The organism is Micromonospora sp. NBC_00617, assembly GCF_045161355.1.
Classification (GTDB): Bacteria; Actinomycetota; Actinomycetes; order Mycobacteriales; family Micromonosporaceae; genus Micromonospora.
The window spans coordinates 4,985,493-5,007,947 of the sequence record NZ_CP107751.1; the positions used below are offsets into that span (position 1 = coordinate 4,985,493).

General features: G+C 73.5%; 19 protein-coding genes. 9 read left to right on the top strand and 10 right to left on the bottom strand.

Annotated elements, in window-relative coordinates:
- The first annotated feature begins 2 nt into the window (after positions 1-2).
- The 4 genes from OG505_RS22815 (at position 3) to OG505_RS22830 (ending at position 4,925) form a co-directional block, all read left to right on the top strand.
- Positions 3-1,010 carry a cytochrome d ubiquinol oxidase subunit II gene (locus tag OG505_RS22815; RefSeq protein ID WP_405427383.1) on the top strand — a complete coding sequence of 336 codons (1,008 nt, stop codon included), beginning with the start codon at positions 3-5 and terminating at the stop codon, positions 1,008-1,010.
- Positions 1,007-2,683 carry a thiol reductant ABC exporter subunit CydD gene (gene cydD / locus OG505_RS22820; RefSeq protein ID WP_405427385.1) on the top strand — a complete coding sequence of 559 codons (1,677 nt, stop codon included), beginning with the start codon at positions 1,007-1,009 and terminating at the stop codon, positions 2,681-2,683. Before OG505_RS22815 ends, cydD begins: the two co-directional genes overlap by 4 nt.
- Positions 2,680-4,485, top strand: a complete 1,806-nt coding sequence (gene cydC, locus OG505_RS22825; RefSeq protein ID WP_405427387.1) for a thiol reductant ABC exporter subunit CydC — start codon at positions 2,680-2,682, stop codon at positions 4,483-4,485. The genes cydD and cydC overlap by 4 nt, the downstream gene beginning before the upstream one ends.
- 68 nt (positions 4,486-4,553) lie before the next feature.
- Positions 4,554-4,925, top strand: a complete 372-nt coding sequence (locus OG505_RS22830; protein WP_405427389.1) for a permease prefix domain 1-containing protein — start codon at positions 4,554-4,556, stop codon at positions 4,923-4,925.
- 103 nt (positions 4,926-5,028) lie between these two features.
- Here OG505_RS22830 and OG505_RS22835 read toward each other — a convergent pair whose 3' ends face one another.
- Positions 5,029-5,370: a PadR family transcriptional regulator gene (locus tag OG505_RS22835; RefSeq protein ID WP_405427391.1), complete on the bottom strand. Its 342-nt coding sequence runs from the start codon at positions 5,368-5,370 to the stop codon at positions 5,029-5,031.
- A 161-nt stretch (positions 5,371-5,531) separates the two neighbouring features.
- Here OG505_RS22835 and OG505_RS22840 point away from each other — a divergent pair, with 161 nt between their 5' ends.
- Positions 5,532-6,497, top strand: coding sequence for a DNA primase (locus OG505_RS22840; RefSeq protein WP_405427393.1), 966 nt, complete (start codon positions 5,532-5,534; stop codon positions 6,495-6,497).
- Positions 6,498-6,535: 38 nt separating this feature from the next.
- On the top strand, positions 6,536-8,953 hold the full coding sequence (locus OG505_RS22845) for a transposase (RefSeq protein ID WP_405434648.1): 2,418 nt from the start codon (positions 6,536-6,538) through the stop codon (positions 8,951-8,953).
- A 270-nt stretch (positions 8,954-9,223) separates the two neighbouring features.
- On the opposite strand, the gene OG505_RS22850 is transcribed toward OG505_RS22845, so the two are convergent.
- The 4 genes from OG505_RS22850 to OG505_RS22865 all read right to left on the bottom strand — a co-directional run bounded on the left by OG505_RS22850 (position 9,224) and on the right by OG505_RS22865 (position 14,358).
- Positions 9,224-9,817 carry an ATP/GTP-binding protein gene (locus OG505_RS22850; protein ID WP_007455465.1) on the bottom strand — a complete coding sequence of 198 codons (594 nt, stop codon included), beginning with the start codon at positions 9,815-9,817 and terminating at the stop codon, positions 9,224-9,226.
- 1 nt (position 9,818) lies between these two features.
- Entirely contained in the window at positions 9,819-10,196 is a 378-nt protein-coding gene (locus OG505_RS22855; RefSeq protein ID WP_030329021.1) for a DUF742 domain-containing protein, read from the bottom strand.
- Between the two features lie 98 nt (positions 10,197-10,294).
- A complete protein-coding gene (locus OG505_RS22860) occupies positions 10,295-10,699 on the bottom strand; it encodes a roadblock/LC7 domain-containing protein (protein WP_007455462.1) in 405 nt (134 codons plus the stop codon).
- Entirely contained in the window at positions 10,696-14,358 is a 3,663-nt protein-coding gene (locus OG505_RS22865) for a nitrate- and nitrite sensing domain-containing protein (RefSeq protein WP_405427396.1), read from the bottom strand. The genes OG505_RS22860 and OG505_RS22865 overlap by 4 nt, the downstream gene beginning before the upstream one ends.
- A 502-nt stretch (positions 14,359-14,860) precedes the next feature.
- Between OG505_RS22865 and OG505_RS22870 the strand changes: the two genes are divergently transcribed.
- Entirely contained in the window at positions 14,861-15,154 is a 294-nt protein-coding gene (locus OG505_RS22870; protein WP_405427398.1) for a hypothetical protein, read from the top strand.
- A gap of 68 nt (positions 15,155-15,222) precedes the next feature.
- On the opposite strand, the gene OG505_RS22875 is transcribed toward OG505_RS22870, so the two are convergent.
- On the bottom strand, positions 15,223-16,296 hold the full coding sequence (locus OG505_RS22875; protein WP_405427400.1) for an adenosine deaminase: 1,074 nt from the start codon (positions 16,294-16,296) through the stop codon (positions 15,223-15,225).
- 170 nt (positions 16,297-16,466) lie between these two features.
- Here OG505_RS22875 and OG505_RS22880 point away from each other — a divergent pair, with 170 nt between their 5' ends.
- Together OG505_RS22880 and OG505_RS22885 are read left to right on the top strand one after the other, a co-directional pair.
- A complete protein-coding gene (locus OG505_RS22880; protein WP_405427402.1) occupies positions 16,467-16,958 on the top strand; it encodes a MarR family winged helix-turn-helix transcriptional regulator in 492 nt (163 codons plus the stop codon).
- 1 nt (position 16,959) lies between these two features.
- Positions 16,960-17,832, top strand: coding sequence for a putative RNA methyltransferase (locus OG505_RS22885; RefSeq protein WP_405427404.1), 873 nt, complete (start codon positions 16,960-16,962; stop codon positions 17,830-17,832).
- Positions 17,833-17,836: 4 nt separating this feature from the next.
- On the opposite strand, the gene OG505_RS22890 is transcribed toward OG505_RS22885, so the two are convergent.
- From OG505_RS22890 to OG505_RS22905, 4 genes are all read right to left on the bottom strand, one after another.
- Positions 17,837-18,517: a DUF4272 domain-containing protein gene (locus tag OG505_RS22890; RefSeq protein ID WP_405427406.1), complete on the bottom strand. Its 681-nt coding sequence runs from the start codon at positions 18,515-18,517 to the stop codon at positions 17,837-17,839.
- An 80-nt stretch (positions 18,518-18,597) separates the two neighbouring features.
- Positions 18,598-19,878: a thymidine phosphorylase gene (locus OG505_RS22895; RefSeq protein ID WP_405427407.1), complete on the bottom strand. Its 1,281-nt coding sequence runs from the start codon at positions 19,876-19,878 to the stop codon at positions 18,598-18,600.
- Between the two features lie 134 nt (positions 19,879-20,012).
- Entirely contained in the window at positions 20,013-20,717 is a 705-nt protein-coding gene (locus OG505_RS22900; protein WP_405427409.1) for a cytidine deaminase, read from the bottom strand.
- Between the two features lie 457 nt (positions 20,718-21,174).
- On the bottom strand, positions 21,175-22,455 hold the full coding sequence (locus tag OG505_RS22905; RefSeq protein ID WP_405427411.1) for an ABC transporter permease: 1,281 nt from the start codon (positions 22,453-22,455) through the stop codon (positions 21,175-21,177).

A 22,455-nucleotide genomic window follows, 5' to 3' on the forward strand; every position in this document is an offset into this window, starting at 1 on the left:
CCGTGCATCTCGCCTGGTACGCCCTGCTCGGCCTCTTCTTCGCCGGCTACCTCGTGCTCGCCGGCTACGACTACGGCGTCGGGTTGCTGCTCGCCCGGGGCGGCGCCCCGGCCGGGCGGCGGGCCGCGCTCACCGCCCTCGGCCCGTTCTTCCTCGGCAACGAGGTCTGGCTGGTCGCCGCCGTGGGCATCCTGTTCGGCGCCTTCCCGGTGCTGGAGGGCGAACTGCTCGCCGGCTGCTACCCGGCGGTCGCCGGCGCCCTGGTCGGCGTCATCCTGGTCACCGCCGGGGTGCAACTGCGCAGCCGGCCGAGCGACGAGCGGGTCCGCGCCCGCTGGGACCGGGTCATCGTGGTCGGCAGCGCGCTCGCCGCGCTGGGCTGGGGCGTGGTACTGGCCGCGCTGTTGCAGGGCGTGCCCCGCCAGGCCGACGGGCACGTCGCCGGGGTGTCGCACCTGGCCACCCCCTTCGCGGCGACCGCCGGGCTGGCCATGGTCGCCCTGGTCGCGGTGCACGGTGCGACCTTCCTCACGCTGCGACTGCCGGCCGACGCCGCCGACGTGGCCGGCCGCACGGCCCGCCGGCTGGTGCCGGTGGCGCTCTGCGCGGTCGCCGTGACCACCGTCGTGGGCGTGCTCTCCTCTCGGGTACGCGACGCCGTCGGGCGACCGGCGATGGCCGTACTCCTGCCGGTGTTGCTGGTGGCGGCGCTGCTGGCGGCCCGCGCGGCGCTGGCACGGCGGCGGCCCGGGTGGGCCCTGATCGCCACCGGCGCGGCAATGGCGCTGCCCGTGGCGCTGGTCGGCGCGGCTCTCTGGCCCTACGTGCTGGTGTCCACGACCGACCCGGGCGCCTCGCTGACGGTGGCCGACGCCGCCGCCAGCGCGCCCACGCTGCGGCTGCTTGGCTGGGTGGCGCTGCCGCTGCTGCCGGCCCTACTAGGCTTCCAGGCGATGTGCTGGTGGGTTTTCCGGGGACGGACCGACGGCAGGGCACCGGTGTACTGGTGAACCGCCGTCCCTTCGACCCGCGTCTGCTGCGTCGGGTCCCCGCGGCCCGACGCGATCTCGCCGTGCTCGCGCTCCTCGGGGTGCTCGCCGCCGCGTTGATCGTCGCGCAGGCCACCGCGCTGGCGGCCGTGCTGGCCACCGCCTTCGACGGGCGGCTGAACCGGCCGGCGCTGGCGGGTCTCGTGGTCGCGGTCGCCGCCCGGTCGGCGCTGGTCTGGGCACAGGGCACGGTCTCCGCGCGGGTCGCCGCCACGGTCAAGGCCACGCTGCGGGCCGACCTGCTCGGCGCGGTGGGACGGCACGGACCGGGCTGGGTGGCGGGGCAGCGGGCCGGCGAACTGGCCACCCTGGCCGGGCGTGGGCTGGACGCGCTGGACGCCTACTTCACCGGGTACCTGCCGCAGTTGGTGCTCAGCGTGACGGTGCCCGTGGCCGTGCTGGCCCGGATCGTCGTCGCCGACTGGGGCTCGGCGCTGATCATCGCGTTGACGCTGCCGCTGATCCCGGTCTTCGGCGCGCTGCTCGGCTGGCAGGCACAGGCCGCCACCGAGCGGCAGTGGCGCCGGCTGGCCCTGCTGGGCGGCCACTTCCTGGACATGGTGGCCGGGCTGCCGACGCTGCGCGCGTTCGGCCGGGCCCGGGCCCAGACCGAGGTGGTCCGCCGGATGGCCGACGGGCACCGGGTCGCCACCATGAAGACGCTGCGGATCGCGTTCCTCTCCGCGCTGGTGCTGGAGCTGGTCGCCACTCTCTCGGTGGCCCTGGTCGCGGTGCCGGTCGGCATCCGGTTGCTCGGCGGTGGGCTGGCCCTGCACACCGCGCTGCTGGTGCTGCTGCTCACCCCCGAGGCGTACCTGCCGCTGCGGGCCGCCGGCAGCCGCTTCCACGCCAGCATGGAGGGGCTCACCGCGCTGGACGAGGCGCTCACCGTCTCGGCCGCGCCCGCCACCCTCCGCGCCGCCGAGGGCGCGGCCACCCCGGACGGTCGCGGTGAGATCCGGTTCGAGGCCGTGACCGTGGCGTACGAGCGGACCACCGCGTTGCGCGACGTGACCCTGACCATCCGACCCGGCGAACGGATCGCCGTCATCGGGCCCAGCGGCGCCGGCAAGAGCACCCTGCTCGGCCTGCTGCTCGGCTTCGTGACCCCGACCAGCGGCCGGATCACCGTCGACGGCGTCGACCTCGCCACCGTCGACCCGGATGCCTGGCGTCGGCAGCTCGCCTGGGTGCCGCAGCGCGCCCACCTCTTCGCCGCCTCGCTGGCCGACAACATCCGGCTCGGCGCCCCGGAAACCCCGCCCGAGGCGCTCGCCGCCGCGCTGCACGACGCCGCCCTGGACGACGTGGTGGCCGGCCTGCCGGACGGGCTGGACACCCTGCTCGGCGAACGCGGGCACGGGCTGTCCAGCGGGCAGCGGCAGCGGGTGGCCCTGGCCCGCGCGTTCCTCCGCGACGCCCCGGTGGTGCTGCTCGACGAGCCCACCGCCCGCCTGGACACCGCGGCCGAGGCGGTGGTGCTCGACGCCACCCGCCGTCTGGTCGCCGGGCGGACCGCGCTGCTGGTCGCGCACCGACCGGCGCTGCTCGCGGATGCCGACCGGATCCTGCGTGTCGAGGACGGTCGACTCACCGAGCTGACGCCCGAGCCGACCGGGAAAGCGACCCGATGAGCGCGGTACACGAGCCGGACCGGGTGAGCGCGGAGCCGGTCGCCGACGTGAAGCAAGCCGGGCGGGCCGACGCCGAGCGGGCCGTGCTGCGGCTGGCCCGGCCGTACCTGAGCCGTTTGGTCGGCGCCGGCCTGCTCGCCGCCGCCACCGAGTTCGCCGGGCTCGCCCTGATGGCCACCGCCACCTGGCTGTTGATGAGCGCCGCCGGCCAGCCTCCGCTGGACCGGCTCACCGTGGCGATCGTCGCGGTCCGGGCGCTGGCGATCAGCCGGGGTGTCTTCCGCTACACCGAACGGCTCGCCGGGCACGACGCGGTGCTCCGCATGATCACCGACGTGCGGGCCCGGGTCTTCGCCACCCTCGCCGCCCGCCGCACCGCCGGGCACCGCTCGGGGGACGTGCTGAGCCGGCTGGTCTCCGACGTCGAAGCCGTCCAGGACCTGCTGCTGCGGGTGCTGGTGCCCGGCTCGGCGGCGGCCCTGGTCGGGGTGCTGGCCGTGGGCGGCGCGGCGCTGATCTCGCCGCTGGCCGGCGCGGCGCTCGCCGGCGGGCTGCTCGTCGCCGGGGTGGCGCTGCCCGCGCTGGCCACCGTGGTCACCCGACGCAGCGCGGCCGAGGTGGCCCCACTGCGCGGGGCGCTGGCCACCGACGCGGTCGACCTCACCCACGGCGCGGCCGACCTGGCCGCGTTCGGCGCCACCGACGCCGCCCTGCGCGCCGCCGAGCAGCGGGCCGGCCGGCTGGCCCGGCTGGAACGCCGGCTGGCCGCCACCGGGTTCGCGGTGGACGCGGCCGGGGTGCTGGTCGCCGGACTGACCGCCGGCGCGGTGGTGCTGGCCGCGCTGGCCGCCGACGTGCCGGGGGTGCTGGTGGGCGTCCTGGCCGTCGGCGCACTGGCCGCCGTCGAGGTGGCTCTGGCGCTGGTCGGGGCGGCCCGGCAGTGGACCCAACTGCGGCCCGGCCTGGCCCGGGTGGCCGCCCTGCTCGACGCCGGCACGCCGACTCCGCCGCCCACGGACGGCGTGACCGACCTGGGCGGCCCGCACGAGCTGCGCTTCGCCGACGTGACCGTGCGGTACCGGGCCGGTGCGGCGCCCGCCCTGGACGGCGTCAGCCTGGACCTGCCGGGCGGGCGGAGGATCGCGGTGGTCGGCCCGAGCGGCGCCGGCAAGAGCACCCTGGCCGCCGTGCTGACGGGCGCCGTCCGGCCCGTGTCCGGCCGGGTCACCCTGGACGGTCAAGACCTGTCGGCCTACGCCGAGGAGGCGCTGCCCCACGCGGTCGGCGGGTTGCTCGCCGAGGCGTACGTCTTCCATGCCACGGTGCGGGAGAACCTGCTGCTCGGACGTGCCGGGGCAGGCGAGGAGGAGCTGACCGCCGCCACCGCCGCCGCCGGCCTGCTGGAATGGGTACGTGCCCAGCCCGCCGGCTGGGACACGCTGGTCGGCGAGGAGGGCGGGCAGCTCTCCGGGGGCCAGCGGCAGCGGCTGGCGCTCGCCCGGGCCCTGCTCGCCGCGCCGCCGGTGCTGGTGCTCGATGAGCCCACGGAAGGGCTGGACCCGACCGCCGCGGACGCGGTGCTCGCGTCCGCCCTCGCCGCCACTCCCGCCGGGCACTCGGTGCTGCTGATCAGCCACCGGCTCAGCGGGCTGGCCGAGCTGGACGAGATCGTCGTCCTCGACGGCGGCCGGGTGATCCAGCGCGGTCGGCACGCCGAACTGGTTGCCGTCTCCGGCTGGTACCGGGACCAGTGGCTGCTCCAGGCGGCGGCCGAACGTGGTTACCTGGCGCTCGTCCCCTGACCGGGCTCGGGGGCGGACCAGGGTTCTCCCGGACGTCGGCGTGCCCGCGTCCGTGGCAGAGTCGTGCCATGCCGCGCTGTGAGGACGTGTTGGTGGAGGAGCACCTGCGGGAACTCGCTGCCCGGTTGCGGGGGCCGGCCCGACTGAAGTCCGACCTGCTCACCGAGGCCCGGCACGGCCTGTTGGACGCCGTCGAGGCGTACCGCGAGGGTGGCGTGCCGCCCACCGAGGCGCAGCGGCGCGCGGTGGCCGAGTTCGGCTCACCGGCGCAACTGCTTCCCTCCTGGCAGGCCGAGCTGGCGGTGGGTGCGCTGCGCGGGCTCTCCCTGCGGATGCTGGCGGTGGCCGGGGTGCTGGTGGTGGCCGGCGACCTGGTCGATGGCGCCTACTTCTCGCTCGCCCGCGCGGCGCGCGGCTGGCTGCTCGCCACCGTCCGCTGAACCACGGCGACCCGCCGCACACCCGTCCGTCTGTTGCGGCTGGTGGGTGACTTGCCGGGCGGTCGGTGCACCCGGGTCGAGCGGACCACGGCCGCCGAGTCGCTCAGGCCGGGGTGCTGGGTGGGCTGCCGGGGTCGAGGAAGCGGCCGACGGTCGACTGGAACTCGCGCCAGCCGGCGCGCTCCCCGGCCAGCGCCCGCCGGCCGGCGTCGGTGAGCTGGTACGTCCGCCGCTCCCGCCCGTTGACCGTGCTCCACGTGCTCGCCACGTGCCCGGCCCGCTCCAGCCGCCTCAGCGCCGGATAGATGGTGCCGGTGGGCAGGTCGAGGCTGCCGTCACTGCGCGCCCGCAGTGCCTCGATGATGGCGTACCCGTGCAGCGCGCCCTGTTCCAGGACGGCGAGCAGCAGGGCGTCGAGGTGGCCGTGCAGCGACTGGGCCTTCATGTGTAGTTACGCTACTTGTTTGACGGCCGGTACGCCAACGGTGACGATCCGCAGGCCTGGGCAGGTGCGGGGAGACGCCATCGGGGTGCGGGCTCCGGTCTTCCCGAGCAGCCGACTAGGGTATGTGCCCAGAGTCACTCGCCGGTCCGAGACACCGGCGGGTGGGCAACCCGAAGCACACGGAGGTCAGCGTGGCCCGCCAGTCGCCCCAACGGCCCGACGCCGACGAGCCCGAGCTCGACGACACCACCGGCGCGGCCGAGCCAGATGACACCGAGGACACCGGCCGCGCGTCGACGTCGGCCGACCGGTCACTCTGGGACGAGCTGCGGATCGACCCGGTGGAGATCGCCCTGCCCGCCGGCACCGGCTTCACGCTACGCGCGTACCGGCCGGCGGGGGAGCTGACCCCGACTGACGTGACCGAGCGCGACCAGGACGACCCGTTCCTCGCCCGCCGTCAGGTGATCGAGGAGGAGGACGACGAGACCGTCGTCATCCTCGACGAGGAACTGGCCGAGGAGTTCGCCGAGAGCGACGAGGACGAGCCGTCGCGGCGCCGCCGGGACGGCGACGCGACCGCCGACACCGACGCCACGGACAAGGCCGACGACGAGGACGCCACGGACGAGGCGGACGACGAGGAGGTGCCGGCCTTCCTCAGCCACCGGGGCAAGCTGCTGCTGTTCAAGACGCCCGAGTCGCTGGTCAGTTTCATCCGGTCCGGCGCCCCCAATGATCTGTCTCAACTGGACAGCTGGAATGAATTGTCCGAACGGGTGGAGCCGGCCGACATCGCGCCGCTCGACGAGGACACCTACGAACTCGACCTCGTCGTGGAGAACCTGCGCGGCGGTCACGACAGCTGGGATTCGACCCTGCTGATCGAGGCCGGTGAGATCGCCCGTGACCTGTCGTACGCGTTGCGGCTGCCTGCGGTACTCGACATGCTCTCCGCCGGCTCCAGCCTGGACAACCTGGACGAGGCGCTGCGGGCGACCGTCAACGGCGGGATCGGCGGCTTCATGGGCCGTCGGCGGCTGAAGAAGATCGGGGCACAGACCGCAAGTTTGGGCTGGCGCACCATTGTCGGCAAGATCTCTGCGGTGGTGGACTGGCGCGACTGACCCGTTCCGGGGAGCATCAGTTGCTGGCAGAGAAAGACCTGTCCCGGGAGGAGGACGACGCCGTGGCGCTCGTGCGCGTGTACTGCGGTCTGGCCTCGGCGGATTCGGCTGACCGACCGGCCTCGGCCGGTTCGACGCTGACGTCCGCTGTGGTCGACGACGCAGGCCGTCTGCTGCATGTCTGCGAGATCGGCGACGACGCGGCTGGCTACGCCCAGCTCGTCGCCCTGCTCGTGGAGCGGTCGGGCGGGCCGAGCGGTGCGGCCATCGCCGCCGACAGCGACGACCACACGGTCACCTCGCTGTTGAGCGCGGCGGGTCGGCCCCTGGCGATCGCCGACGACGACTCGGTGGACGACTTCGCCGAACGGTTCGCCGACGACGACTCTCTGGAGGAGATGCAGTCACCTCCGGTCGAGCGCCGGGCCGTCGGGCTGGCCCGCGCGTTGCAGGCCGGTGCGCTCTCCGCCGTCACGCTGCCGGCTCCCCGGGACCTCGCCGGCTACAAGCAGGTGCTCGCCGCGCACGCCGCCCTGGCCAGCGGCCGGCACTCCGCCGCCGTGGCGCTGCGCGAGGTGCTGCGGGAGCTCTACCCGGCGGCGCTGCGCGCCTATCCCGACCCGGCCGAGCCGGTGTCGCTGGCCGTGCTGGACGCGCTGCCCGAGCCGGGCATGCTCGGCGGCACCATCGCCCGTGGCCGTGAGGTGTCCGTGGCCGCGGACGCCATCGCCGCGCATCTCGCGGCGGACGGGGTCGCCGACGCCGAAGAGATCAACGAGGCGGTCACCGCGCTGCGGGTCGCCATCTCGGAGACGCCGCGCCGCGCCGCCGTCAACCGGGCGCTCACCTCCGCCGTGGCCGAGACCGTCCGACAGGCCGTCGCCTCCGTACGGGCCTGCGACGCCGGCTGCGAGGCCCTCGTCAGCGCGCTCAGCGCGCGGGTCAGCACGCCCGCCCCGGCCCCCGGCCGACGGGCCGCCGCCCGTCGTGGCGAGTCGGTCGGCGAGCTGACCGGCCTCGTCGGCACCGGCGCCGGCCTGCGCTCCGTCCGACCGACGCCGGCCACCGCCGAGCCCGCGCCCGTCACCGGCCGACGCAGCCGACCCGAGCCGGCACCGGGCAGCGCCCCGCTGGCGTCGCCGCGCCCTCTCGGGCCGCCGCCGGTCGCCCCTGCTCCGGTCACCCCTCCGCCGGTCGCACCCGCGCCGATCGCACCGGCCGCGGTCGCCGGCCCGCCGGTGTCGGCGCCTCCCGGGCGGGCCGAGCCCACCCCGAGCCGGATCGACGGCCCGGCCAACCGGCCGGTCTCGTCGCCGCCGCCCCCGCCGCCGGGGATCACCCCCATCGCGCCGGCCCAGCGGGGCACCGTGCCGCCGGCCGAGGCTGGCGAGCCGTTCCGGCCGACCCTCACCACCGCCGCGATCAACCACGCGCGGGCCGAGCGGCAGCGTACGGTCATTCCGCCCCGCCCGAAGACCAACGGCGAGCGGCAGAGTCACGTGCAGCGGCCGGTCGAGGAGCCGCCCACCGGCGGGTTCAGCGCCACCGACCTCAGCATCCCGGTGCCCGCCCCCCGGCCGGGTCAGGAGCCGACGGCGCCCCCGGGTTCCCGGGCGAACTGGCCCCTGGTCAACAACCCGGAGGACCCGGCCGACAGCTCGCCGAACAACCCGGTCGCCTACTCGTACGGCGGCAACCGCGTCGACGCCCCGACCGATCCGGGCCGGGCCGACGGTCGGGTCACGCCGCCCTGGCTGGCCGACGACCTGCCCCCGGAGCCGCCCATGCTGCGGCTGGTCGAGCCGCCGCCGCTGGCGGACCGGGCACTGCGGGAAGGGCTCAACCCGCCCACCGGCGACCCCCGCATGGAGACGCCGCCGCTGCGGCTGGTCGACCGGGAGCAGGCCGCCCGCAACAACCGCCCCGCGCCCCGCGTCGAGCGGGCCGCCGAGCACCGGCCGCCGCCCCCGGTCGAACACCGGCCGCCTCCGGTCGAGCACCGGCCGCCGCCGGTGGCCGACGAGGGCGACGGTGATCTGCTGATCTTCGCGCAGGCCAAGTCGGCGTGGTTCGTCGGGCACACCGAAGAAGAGTCCGACCTGGACTGGTCGACCACGGCCGACACCGGGTGGCAGGCCGCCGAGCAGGCAGCCCGCCCCGCGGTGGGCGCCGAGACCAACGCCGGGCTGCCGAAGCGCGTCCCGCAGGCCAATCTGGTCCCGGGTTCCCCGCTGCGCGAGGAGCGCCCACTGCGGATAGTGCGTGATGCGGCGAGCCTCGCGGAGAACACCACCGGCTACTTCCGCGGCTGGCGTCGCGGGCAGGAGATCGGCGGGTTCGCGGTGGGCGGCCGGCCGGGCCGGGAGGCAGCCGGTGGCTGGGACTTCAGCCGTGACCACGGGGACCGCGACGACGACCGGGAGTACGAGTACCGCTCCGCCGGCTACCAGTCCTGAGCGGCTCTGTCCCGTACGCGTTCCTTCCGCCCCCAGTCCGACACCGGCTGGGGGCGGAAATGCGTTCAGGGGCCGATCAGACCGGCCCGGCGCACACGCGGGTGTAGGCCGGTCCGGCCGATGGCGCGTCAACGCAAGAGATCTTGGAAGGAACCCGCCCCCACCCGGGGCGACACCTTCCAAGATCTCTTGAGGCGCGCCGTTCCCGCCCCGGGCAGCATTCAGCGCCCGGTGGCGGCCAGGCCACCACCGGGCGCGAGAGCGTCCCGATCAGGCCGGGGCGACGGCGCGCGTACGGCGCATGGTGAGCACGTACTCGACCAGCGAGATCAGCACGTGCTTCGTCGACTCCCGGTTACGGGCGTCGCAGGCCACCACCGGCACGTCGCTCGAGATCGCCAAGGCGTCCCGGACGTCCTGCGGGTCGTGGTACTGCATTCCGTCGAAGCAGTTGATGGCCACCAGGTACGGCAGCCGCCGGTGCTCGAAGAAGTCGATCGCCGCGAAGCAGTCGGCCAGCCGGCGGGTGTCCACCAGCACGACCGCACCGATCGCGCCCCGCACCAGTTCGTCCCACATGAACCAGAATCGGGTCTGACCCGGCGTACCGAACAGGTACAGGATCAGGTCACGGTCGATCGAGATCCGGCCGAAGTCCATAGCCACCGTGGTCGTCGTCTTGCCCGGCACCTGCCGGGTGTCGTCGACGCCCACGCCAGCGGAGGTCATGATGGCCTCGGTGGTCAGCGGCGTGATCTCCGAGACCGAGCCGACCAGCGTCGTCTTACCGACGCCGAATCCACCGGCGATAACGATCTTCGCCGACGTCACGCGCCCACTCGGGTTCGGTGGGCGGTGCGACATGTCAGAGCCTGCGAAGTCCACTCAGCACCCTCTCCAGCAGTTCAGTGCCCACCGCGTCGTCGGAGTCGTCCAGGATGGTCGGCTCATGGACCGCGACCAGGCCGTCCGTCGCCATGTCGGCGATGAGCACCCGGGCCACACCGAGCGGGAGCTGCATCCGCGCCGCGATCTCGGCGAGCGATTGCACGCGTCCGTCACACAGCGCGGCGATGTACTGGTGTTCGCGGCCCTGGCCGCCGTTGCCATTGGCAGCGGCCCGACCGCGCACCGTCGTCTCGACGAGCGCCTCCAGCGCGATGTCGAGCCGGGGACGGGTTCGACCACGGGTCACGGCGTATGGACGGACCAACGCTCCGGTCGGTTCGTCACGATCGGCCATGTCGCCGCTCACCTCCTTCGCACCCCGTACCGGCTCCCACCGGTGAAACTCGTCGTTCTTGTCGTTTCAGTTGCGCCGACCGCACGATCGGCGAGGCGTCAGCCCAGCATGCCCGCGGCCGCACGCGGCTGCGGGGTCAGGGCGTCGCCCACCCGGTCGACCAGGAGCGCCATCTCGTAGCCGACCTGCCCGACGTCGGAGCTGCGGGCCGCCAGCACGGCGAAGGACGAACCATCCGAGATGGACATCAGGAACAGGAAGCCATTGTCCATCTCCACGACGGTCTGGAGCACCGCGCCTCCCTCGAAGCAGCGGGCCGCCCCCTGGGTCAGGCTGACCAGACCGGACGCGATCGCGGCGAGCTGGTCCGCCCGGTCCCGCGGCAGGTCCCGTGACGACGCGAGGAGCAGGCCGTCCGCCGAAACGGCGACCGCATGTGCGACACCGGGCACCCGGTCGGCGAAGTTGGCCAGCAGCCAACCAAGATCCTGCGTAGTTGTCATCCTTCTTGCTCCTTCTGCCCGCTCCCGGCCGCTGGGCCTGAGCCAGACTGCGAGGATTGCTGCCCTCCCGGAGTCGCCTCCGGGCTGGTCGGGTTGTCCGAGGTGCTACGCCCTCGCTGCACGCCCCGGTGGTAGGCGGAGAGCAGGCCACGGACCGCCTCCGGGGAACGCCGCTGGACCGAGGTGGCGGGCTTCTCCACCGCGCCCGGCACCAGCTGCGCCATCGGCTTGCGCTTCGGAAGACCGGTCGTGGTGGTCTCGTTGACCGGCGCCGCGGTGGCCGCTGCCGAGGCGGCACGCCAGCCGTCGTCGGCGGCGGTCTGCCAGCCGTTGGTCTGCGATTGGGGCTGGCGGTTCGGCAGGCTCTCGGCGAGGCCGGGGCGTGCGCCCCCGTTCGCTGTCGACCCGTTGTCCCGCGGCGCTCCTCCGGCCGTCGGAGTGTCTGCCATCGGCGTGTTACCTGTCGTCCCGGGTGATGTCTTGTGGACTGCCCGACCGGTGGCCTCCACCGCCGCGAACTGCTGGGTCGCGTCACCGCCACCGCCGTTCGCCGCCGGCTTGTCGCCGGCCGCGGCCTCCTCCGGACCCGGACGACGGGTACGGAACCAGGCGGACTCGAGCTCCCGGAAGATCGGCAGCTCCATGGTCTCGTCCGCGTACCGCTGGCGGTTCTGAGCCTGCGGCTGCTGCGGCGCCGGGCGGGTCTGCGCCGGCGGAGGCGACGCCTGGGCCTGCTGAGCCTGGGCCTGCGGGGCCTGTGGCTGCTGAGCCGGGGCCTGCGGGGCTCGGGCCTGCTGAGCCTGGGGCGCCGGAGCCGGCGGCTGGGCCGCGGTGCTCGGCTGGTCGCCGGGGCGCGGCACCCGGGGCAGCTCCGTCGTCATGTCCAGGGCGGCGGCGAGCCGCTCGGGCACCGGCGGGGTCTGCGTGTCCCGCTCGCCGCCAGGCACCGGCGGCCAGGCCGGCGGTGCCGGAGCGCTGGGCGCCGGGGCGGGCGGGGCGGAACGGGGCGTGAAGCCGCTGAACGACTGGCCGGAGGCCGGTGGCGCCGAGTACGGCTGGCCGGACGCCGGGGAGGCCGAGACCGGCGACGCGGACACCGGCGGACCGGCGTACGGCTGGCCGGAGGCCGGAGCGGCGGACACCGGGGGGTTGCCGTACGGCGCACCCGAGTAGGGCTGACCGGAGTACGGCTGACCGGACGCCGGCGAGGCGGAGACCGGCGCACCGGAGTACGGCTGCGCGGAGACCGGCGGCGCGGAGTACGGGTGCGCCTCCGGGCTGCTGGGCAACTGCCGGGGGATGGTCGGCTGCTGGCCGGTGGTCGTCGGCTCGTCGCCGGCCCGCCGCTGCGGCAGCGGGTCGATGGGCTGGCCGTTGGCCGCCCGGGGCGTGAACCCGTCGCCGCCGTTGACCCCGTTGCTCGCGCTCGCGCCGGTCAGGTCCGACCAGGCGGGCATCGAGCGGTAGGCACCGGTGTTGGCGGGCGTGCCGGCGCCGTTGCGCGATGCCGGGTCGAACGGCCGGCCGCCCAGGGTGACCTGGTTGCCGGACTCGCCGGGGCGGGGTCCGTTGTTCAGCGCGGGCAGCGCGCCGAGGACCGGCGCGGGCCCGTTGTGCTGCGGGCCGGCCGCCGGCAGGGCCGGCGGCTGCTGCACCCGGCCGGAGAGCGCGCGGGGCACCAGCACCGAGGTGGGCAGGGTCACGTCGGCGACCGTGCCGCGGTCGGCGCCGGGGCGCAGCTCGACGCGAACGCCGTGCCGCGACGCCAGGCGGGCGACCACGACCAGGCCCATCATCCGGGAGACGGCCACGTCCACCTGCGGCGGCGTCGCGAGCTTGTCGTTGAGCTCGTGCAGCTGCTCGCGGCTGATGCCGATGCCGTGGTCCTCCACGTACAGCGAGGCGCGGTCACCGACCCGGCGGGCCTCGACCATGACCTGCGAGTCCGGAGGAGAGAACGCCGTGGCGTTGTCGAACAGCTCGGCGACGAGGTGCACCAGGTCGTTGACCGCGTGCGCGGCGACCTCGATGTCGCGGTCGATGACCCCGAACTCGATCCGGGTGTAGTGCTCGACCTCGGACTGCGCCGCGCGCAGCACGTCGATGAGCGCGGCGGGCTCGCGCTGCACGCGCGTGGAGTCGGCGCCCGCGAGGACGAGCAGGTTCTCGTCGTTGCGGCGCATCCGGGTGGCCAGGTGGTCGAGCTGGAACAGCTCGGCCAGCCGGTCCGGGTCCTCCTCGCCGCGTTCCAGCCGGTCGAGGTGCCCGATGAGGCGGTCGACCAGGATCTGCGAACGGCGGGCCAGGTTGACGAACATGGTCGCGACGGAGGCGCGCAGTGCCGCCTGCTCGGCGGCCGTCCGGACGGCTTCCAGGTGGACGGCGTTGAACGCCTCGGTCACCTGGCCGAACTCGTCCTTGCTGCGGACGGGCAGCGGCTCGGCGATCTGGTTGGCCAGCTGCACCGGGGAGAGCTGCCCGACGACCTGCGGGTCGCGGAGTCGGGCCACCGCCTGCGGCAGCCCGTACTGGGCGACGGAGAGGGCGCCCTGGCGCAGCTCACGCAGCGAGCGGGCCATCGAGCGGGCGACCAGGTACGCGAAGAGGATGGCCAGCAGCAGCATGCTGAGCAGCAGGCCGGTCTCCAGGAACACCTGGCGCTGGACGTCCGACCGGAGGTTGTCGGCCTCGGCGACCACCTCACCGTCGAGCTTCGTCTCGACGGCGCGGATCAGCTTGGCGTTGGCCGTCATGGCCGATTCCCACTGGTCGGGGCCGAACGGGGCGCCGCGCATGTCGCCGGTGGTGTTGCCGTCGATCCAGCCGGTGTAGTTCTGCGCCTCGCGCCGGTCACCGCCGGCGACGGTCTGGTCGTGGAACTTCGCCTCGTCGGGGCTGGCTACCGCCTTGAAGCTCTGCAGCGCCTGCTGCTGGCCGGTGCCGCTGGCGATGTAGTCGGTACGCAGCGCCGGGGTCAGTCGCTGCCCACCCTGCACGCCGAGCGCGCGGTGCACGACGACCCGGCGGAGCGCGAGGAACTCCTTCTCCCGGGCGACCGCCGCCGCGGCCCGCATCCGGTCGCTCAGCTCGTTGTTGCCGGCGAGTTGGGTGGCCGAGTCCCGGATGGCGAGCAGGTCGTTGATCAGACCTTCGTACGCCTGGATGGCCTCGGCGAGCTTCAGCTTGCCGTTGAACACCTGACTGCGGACGCCCGGCAGCTCCTGCAGGTTCTGGTCAATGCCGCCGAGCAGGCTCTCAAGGCTGCCCGGCAGATCCTCCACGTCGCCCCGCTGCTTGCGGTAGGGGCTCGTCGCCTGGTCGACCCGGGTGTTCGCCCGGTTGTATGCCTCCTGGTACTGCGCCTTCGGCTGCGTCCCGGTCGCCTGCAACAGCAGCACGGCGGAGGTCCGCTCGTCCTGGAGTTTGTCGACCAGGTCACCCGAATAGCTCGACAGGTTGGCCAGGTCGCCGGCTCGGTTGGCATTGTTGAGCGTCCCCAGGTGGTCGACGAGACCACTGGTGCCCACCACGACCGTGGCGATGGTCGGCACGATCATGATGAGACCGAGCTTGGACCAGATCGGCATGTCCCGGAGCCGGCTGGCCGGCCGGCGCAGCCGCGACAGGAAGGAGCCCGCCGTCTTTGGCCGTTTGCTCACGTCACCGCCCTCGCGATTACAGCTTGAACGCGTTGCCCCGGGCAACGCCCAGCGACCGACCCGGCGGGTCGGACCCCCGAGATTCCATCACGCCGGTCCGCAAGAAGAAAGCCCAGGTTGTCACCGGCCGAAGGTGTGATGAGATGTTGATGCGATTTGATAGCAGTCCGTCTGGCCGGAGTAACTGAAGGTAATGAGACATCCCCACCGCGTCGTCTTGCTCGCCGGCCCCTCAGGCTCTGGAAAGTCGTACATAGCGCAGCAAACCGGCCTTCCGGTGCTGTGTTTGGACGACTTCTACAAGGACGGCGATGACCCTACGTTGCCGCGCCGAAACGGCCAGGTCGATTGGGAATCACCGCAGTCCTGGGACGCCCTGACCGCCGTCGAAACGATTGCTCGACTTGCCCGCGAGGGCCGTGCCGATGTGCCGGTTTATGCGATCGGCGCGGATCGACGGGTGGCCACCCGGCCATTTGACGTCGACGGATCGCCACTTTTCGTGGCCGAAGGGATTTTCGCCGCCGAGATCGTCGAGGAGTGCCGCCGCCGTGGGCTGCTCGCCGGGGCGTACGCGCTGCGCCGTCCGCGCGGGGCGACCTTCCTGCGCCGGCTGGCCCGCGACCTGTCCGAGCAGCGCAAGGCGCCCCGGGTGCTGGTCCGGCGCGGCGTGGCCCTGCTGCGGGCGGAGCCCGCCGTGCTGCGCCGGCAGATGGGGCTGGGCGCCGAGGCGGCCCGGGCCCGGGAGGTGCTGCGCCAGGTGGCCGGCCTGCTCGCCGGCCACCCGCACGCCTGAAAGGCCACCCGCGCCGCTCAGAACGCTCCCCGCACCGCCGAGGCGGCCACCCGCACGGCCGACGAGGGTCAGGGCAGCAGCTTGGCGTACGCCGGCTTGATCACCTCGTCGATGATCCGCAGTCGCTCGTCGAACGGGATGAAGGCGCTCTTCATCGCGTTGATGGTGAACCACTGCAGCTCGCGCCAGCCGTAGCCGAACGTCTCCACCAGCAGCGACATCTCCCGCGACATGGAGGTGCCGCTCATCAGCCGGTTGTCGGTGTTGACGGTGGCCCGGAACCGCAGGTCGCGCAGGAGCCCGATCGGGTGGTCGGCGATCGAGGCCACCGCGCCGGTCTGCACGTTCGACGACGGGCAGAGCTCCAGCGGGATCCGCTTGTCCCGCACGTACGCGGCCAGCCGGCCCAGCGCGCCGTCGGGGGCGATGTCGTCCACGATGCGTACGCCGTGACCGAGCCGGTCCGCGCCGCACCACTGGATCGCCTGCCAGATCGACGGCAGACCGAACGCCTCACCGGCGTGGATGGTGAAGTGGAAGTTCTCCCGTTGCAGGTATTCGAAGGCGTCCAGGTGCCGGGTGGGCGGGAAGCCCGCCTCGGCGCCGGCGATGTCGAAGCCGACCACCCCGGCGTCGCGGTGCCGCACCGCCAGCTCGGCGATCTCCTGGGAGCGGGCGGCGTGCCGCATGGCGGTGAGCAGGGTGCCCACCCGGATGGTCAGGCCGGCCTCGACGGCCTGCGCGGTGCCCTCGGCGAACCCGGCCAGCACGGCCTCGACCACCTCGTCCAGGCTCAGGTCCTGCTCCAGGTGCTGCTCGGGGGCGAAGCGCACCTCGGCGTAGACGACCCCGTCGGCGGCCAGGTCCAGCGCGCACTCCCGCGCCACCCGGCGCAGCGCCGGCCCGGTCTGCATGACGGCCACGGTGTGCGCGAACGTCTCCAGGTAACGCTCCAGCGACCCGGAGTCGGCGGCTTCGACGAACCAGCGTCCCAGCGCCTCCGGGTCGGTGGTGGGCAGCTCGTGCCCCACCTCCGCGGCCAGCTCGACGATCGTCGCCGGCCGCAGCCCGCCGTCGAGGTGGTCGTGCAGCAGCGCCTTCGGAACCTTGACGATGTCCTCGTACCGGATAGTTGCGACCATGCTCAGACCCTAGTCAGCCTGCTGGGGCCGGCCACGCCAGCCCGCTCATCAGGCCCAGCGGTAGACGCTTCCACGGGCGCCGAAGAGGCCTTATGGCGGAATCGTTGACATGTCATCTACTGTCGAGGGCGAATCTGTGACATGTCAACCAAGACGGTAGGCTGATCGGCATGGAAGCGACCCGGTGGCTGGACGAACGCGAGGACCGCGCCTGGCGTGGCTACCGCCGGATGCGCCGCCTGCTCGACCTGGAACTGGCCCGGGAGCTGACCCAGGACGCCGGCCTGTCCGAACCGGACTACGACGTGCTCTCCGACCTGTCCGAGACGCCGCAGGGTCGGCTGCGCCTCAGCGAACTGGCGGACCGGATGCTCTGGTCCCGCAGTCGGCTCTCGCACCACCTGACCCGGATGCAGCAGCGCGGCCTGGTGACCCGCCAGGAGTGCCCGGACGACGCCCGCGGCGCGATCGTCGTGCTCACCCCGGCCGGTCGGAACGCCATCGAGGCCGCCGCCCCCGGCCACGTGACCGCCGTTCGTCAGCACTTCCTCGACCTGCTCACCCCGGCCGAGGTCGAGGCGCTGGGCGCGTTCACCCACCGGGTCGTCGACCACCTCGCGCAGAGCCGTGCGCCCCGCCCCCGACGCGGCCGGGAGGCCTGACGTGGACCCGCGCATCCTCGACCGGCTGCGCTGCCCGATCTGCGGCGAACCGCTGGCCGAGACGACCGCCGGCACCGCCCGGGCGCTGCGCTGCCCGCGCGGGCACAGCTTCGACATGGCCCGACAGGGGTACGTCAACCTGCTCGCCGGCCGCGCGCCGCACTCCGGGGACAGCGCCGAGATGGTGGCCGCCCGCGCCGACTTCCTCGTCGCCGGGCACTACGACCCGGTCTCGGACGCCCTGGCCGCCGCCGCGACGCAGGCCGTGCGGCACCTCCACAACGGGTCGTCGCTCGACGCGTACCCCCTGGTGGTGGATGCCGGCGCGGGCACCGGTCGATACCTCGGCGCGGTGCTGGCGGCGCTGCCGGACGCCGTGGGTCTGGCCCTGGACGTCTCCAAGCCGGCGCTGCGTCGCGCTGCCCGGGCACATCCCCGCGCTGCCGCGGCGCTCGCCGACACCTGGCAGCGGCTGCCCCTCGCGGACGGCTCGACGGCCGTGCTGCTGAACGTGTTCGCCCCGCGCAACGGCGCGGAGTTCCACCGGGTGCTCGACCCGGCCGGCACGCTGCTCGTGGTGACGCCCGCCGCCGACCATCTCACCGAACTGGTGGACGCCCTCGACCTGCTGCGGGTGGACCCGGACAAGGCCGACCGGGTGGCCGCCAGCCTGGGCGGGCACTTCACGCCAGTCGGCGGCACGGTGCACCGCGCGGAGCTGGCGCTGACCCGGCCGGAGGTCGCCACGCTGGTCGGGATGGGCCCGAGCGCCTGGCACACCAACCCGACCGCCCTCGCCGGACGGCTGGCCGCGCTGCCCGAGCCGGTCCGGGTACGCGTGGCGGTCCGGCTGGACGCCTACCGACGCCGCTGAGGGCTCAGGTGGAGAGGTCGACCTCTTCCCAGCCCGGCGGCTCGTCGTGGTAGGGCCCGCGCAGGATCACCGCCCACTCCAGCGCCCAGCGTCGCTGCCCGATCGCGTTGGCGTCGACCATTCCCGGCGCCCGCCGGCCGTCGCGCTCGGTCTCCAGGTAGGCCCAGTCCAGGCAGTAGTGCAGATCGAGCAGGGCAGCCGCGTCGGCCGGGTGCTGCGGCGCGGCGAGGATCCGGGACTGCCAGCGGCCGAAGGTCTCCCCCTCGGCGATGTGCGGCAGCCGCTCGACCAACCGCTCATCCACCGCCAGGGTGGGGTCGAGCTGTTTGCTCAACCCCAGCACCCAGGCCAGCGCGAAGAGCGCGTCGTGGTGCAGCACGAACGACCGGTGGTCGCCCTTGCCGCCCATCACGAACTGCCACTCCGGCGGGGTGACCATCTCGACCAGGTGCGAGCCGAGCAGCCAGCTCATCGCCGCCTGCGGTGGCATCCCGAAGCAGCGCGCCAGGATGAGGTGCAGCACGGCGATCCGCGCCTCGATCTCCGCCCTCGGTCGCAACTCGATCGCATCACCCGGCTCCCACACGAGCGGGAACTGGGCCGGCGGCAGCGGCAGGCCGAGCCGGGACAGCTCGTCCAGACTCGCCTCGCGCACCTCGCGCGGGTCGGGGGCAGGTACGGTCACGGGGCAACTTCCTGTCTGCACGCCACGCCTTTGGCCTGCGACAATAGCGCTCCCAGGTGACGGGCACCACGCCGCCCCGGTCAGCCGATCCGCTCGATGACCAGGGGCATCGCCCGTGGCGCGTTCGGTGCAATGTGCACCGCGCGACTTGCCTCCGCCAGGGCCGCCGGAATCCGCGACGGATCCTCGGCACGCAGCTCGTAGAGGGCGTCCCCGACCCGCACCGGATCGCCCGGCCGCTTGTGCAACACCACTCCGGCCGGCACGCTGACCGGGTCCTCCTTGCGGGCCCGGCCCGCGCCGAGCCGCCAGGCCGCAACCCCCATGGCGTACGCGTCGACGGCCGCGACGTGCCCGTCCTGCTCGGCACGGATTACCTCGACCTCCGGCGCGGTCGGCATCGGCGCGTCCGGGTCGCCGCCCTGCGCGCGGATCATCGCCCGCCAGGAGTCCATCGCCCGCCCGTCGCGCAGCGCCGCCTCGGGGTCGGCGTCCGGCAGGCCGGCGGCGTCGAGCATCTCCCGGGCCAGGGCGAGCGTCAGCTCCACCACGTCGGCCGGCCCGCCGCCGGCCAGCACCTCGACCGACTCGGTCACCTCGACCGCGTTGCCGATGGCCAGGCCGAGCGGGGTGGACATGTCGGTGAGCAGGGCTACCGTCCGCACGCCGTGCGCACCGCCCAGCTCGACCATCGTGCGGGCCAGCTCGCGGGCCTGGTCGACGGACTTCATGAAGGCGCCCGAGCCGACCTTGACGTCGAGGACCAGCGCGCCGGTCCCCTCGGCGATCTTCTTGCTCATGATCGAGCTGGCGATCAGCGGGATCGCCTCCACGGTGCCGGTCACGTCGCGCAACGCGTACAACTTGCGGTCGGCGGGTGCGAGCCCGGCGCCGGCCGCGCAGATCACCGCGCCGACCTCTCCGAGCTGGGCGATGAACTCGTCGTTGCTCAGCGAGGCCCGCCAGCCCGGGATGGACTCCAGCTTGTCCAGCGTGCCGCCGGTGTGCCCGAGGCCGCGCCCGCTGAGCTGCGGAACGGCGGCACCGCACGCGGCCACCAGCGGGGTGAGCGGCAGGGTGATCTTGTCACCGACACCGCCGGTGGAGTGCTTGTCGACGGTCGGGCGGCGGACCGCCGAGAGGTCGAGCCGCTCACCGCTGGCGATCATCGCGGCGGTCCACCGGGCGATCTCCGGCCCGGTCATGCCGTTGAGCAGGATCGCCATGGCCAGCGCCGACATCTGCTCGTCGGCGACAACCCCCCGGGTGTACGCGTCCAGCACCCAGTCGATCTGCGCGTCCGACAGCACACCCCCGTCCCGCTTCACCCGAATAACGTCAACAGCAGCAAACCCACTCATAAAGATCTTTCCTCGTCTGTTGCAGATCCCGACCGACGGCCCGTGACCACGTCGGGGCGGGGGCCGACCGTGCCCGGCGCAGGGATCAAGCCTGACCGCCCGGAGCCGGGCACGGTCGGCCCCCGCCCCCAAGCTCAACCCCACCGAACAGGGATCTCCGCAGGCGGCTCCCCCTCACCGGCCCAGAAGATCGTCCCGGTCTCGTCGACCACGACAACGCGGGGCGTGCGGGCCATTCCCCAGGTGATCGCCTCGGCCGGGTCGTCCCAGCGCGGGGCCTCCTCCAGCACGCCGGTCTCCGCGCTCGCATCGTCTCCCGCCGAGCGCTCCCAGTACGCCGTCCAGACCTGCTGCCCGTCCGAGAGGTCCGGGTGCACGAAGACGGTGCCGCGTCCACGCCAGGCGGCCAGCCGCTCCGGGACCACCGGCAACGCGGTCTCGCCAGTCACCGCCTCCAGGTCCTCCACGCCGAAGGCGTGCGGCAGCAGCTCGTCCATCCGCAACGGGCGGGTCTTCGTCTCGATGAGGCACTCCGGCCCGCCGTGCTCCCAGAGCAGTTGCCGGCACCGGCCGCACGGCATCAACGGCTCACCGGTCGCGTCGACGCAGGAGAGCGCGACGAGGCGACCGCCACCGGTGGCGTGCAGGCTGGAGATCACTCCGCACTCGGCGCAGAGCGTCACCCCGTACCCGGCGTTCTCCACGTTGCAGCCGACCACCACGCGGCCGTCGTCGACCAGCGCGGCCGCGCCGACCGGGAACGTCGAGTACGGCACGTACGCGTGTCGCATCGCCTCGGTGGCGGCGGCGCGCAACCGCGCCCAGTCAATGTCGGTCATCCCATCATTCTGCCGAAGCGACCCAGATCAGACCCCACCAGGGCCACCAACCCACCCAACCCGCCGCCGTAGCGCGGTGATCAAGCGACGCAGGCGCGATGATCGACTCCATATCCCCCGATGTGGGGGCATCCAGGCGATCGGACAGCCCCACGTCGCCGACCTGGAGTGGATCAACCGCCGGCCGCATCATGAACTCACCCCCGGCGACGCCGACCTACCTTCATCGGCCAAGCAGATCGGCCCCCTTGACTGACCCGAGTCAGAGCACAGAAAGGCCCTTCAGCGAAATGCTGAGGGGCCTTCTTCGTGCCCGGCTCGCCTCCACGAGATGACCGGAGCAGCCTCTGCCCTGAGCCCCGTTCAGCCGTACCCCGATAAGAGGCTGGGGCGGGCGCGGACGGCGACCACCGCGCCGTGCCCGGCGGGAAAGTCCCGCCGGGCACGGCCTCGGCTGTCAGCCCTTGATGTACGGCTTGCCGTCGGCGGCTGGCGCACGGACCCGGCCGACCAGGCCGGCGACCGCCAGGATGGTCGCCAGGTAGGGCAACATGGCCAGGAACTGGCTGGGGATCGAGCTGTTGATCGCGCCCAGATAGGTGGCGAGCTGGTCAGCGAAGCCGAAGAAGAGCGCGGCGAGCAGCGCCCCGGTCGGGTTCCACCGGCCGAAGATCAGCGCGGCCAGCGCGATGAAGCCCTTGCCGCCGATCATGTTCTTGGTGAACGAGTAGAGCGCCAGCGTGTAGGACGCGCCGCCGATGCCCGCGACCACGCCGGCCAGCAGCACGTTGCGGTAGCGCACCCGCAGCACCTTGACCCCGAGCGTGTCGGCGGCGATCGGGTGTTCGCCGACCGACCGGGTACGCAGCCCCCACCGGGTGCGGAACAGCCCGATGTGGATCACCAGCACCAGGAGCAGCCCGACGTAGAGGAAGATGTTGCCGCGGAACAGCGCCGGCCCGAGCACCGGAATGTCCTTCAGCAGCGGGATCTCCCAGTTGCTGAACCGGGGCGCGCTGTTGTATTTCGCCGTGTCGGTCTGCATCAGCCGCTCGTAGAGGAAGCCGGTGACGCCGACCGCCAGCAGGTTCAGCACGATGCCCATGACGACCTGGTCGACCAGGTAGCGGATGGCGAAGACGGCCAGCAGCAGCGAGATGAACGCACCGCCGATGGCGGCGGCGACCAGGCCCACCCAGACGTTGCCGGAGATGCTGCCGAACAGGGCGCCGCTGAACGCGCCCATCAGCAGCTGACCCTCGATGGCCACGTTGACCACGCCGGACCGCTCGCAGAGCACCCCGGCGAGCGCGCCGAAGATCAGCGGCAGGGCCAGGATGAACGTGCCCCGGATGATGTTGACCAGCGGCATGAAGTTCTGCCCGGTCGGCGCGGCGGAGACCTGCCAGCAGAGGAACGAGAGCACGAAGCCGACGAGCCCGACGCCGAGCACGGGCAGGAACCAGCGCTTCGGTACCCCGGCGAGCAGCGCCGCTCCGGCGGCGATCGCGATGATCCCGAACAGGATCGCCCCGATCGTGCCGTTGATCTCCAATGCGGCGCCGGCCGCGTCCTCGCTGAGCGTGAACCGGGCCTGTTGGTCGGTGGCGAGCGCCCCGAAGAGCACCGCCGACAGCAGACCGAGCGCCAGCAGCGTGAGACCAACCTTGCGGGTCCGGGTCCAGAAGCCCTCGTCGACCGCGGCGACCGCGACGTCGGGGACAGCCATGGTGGACAT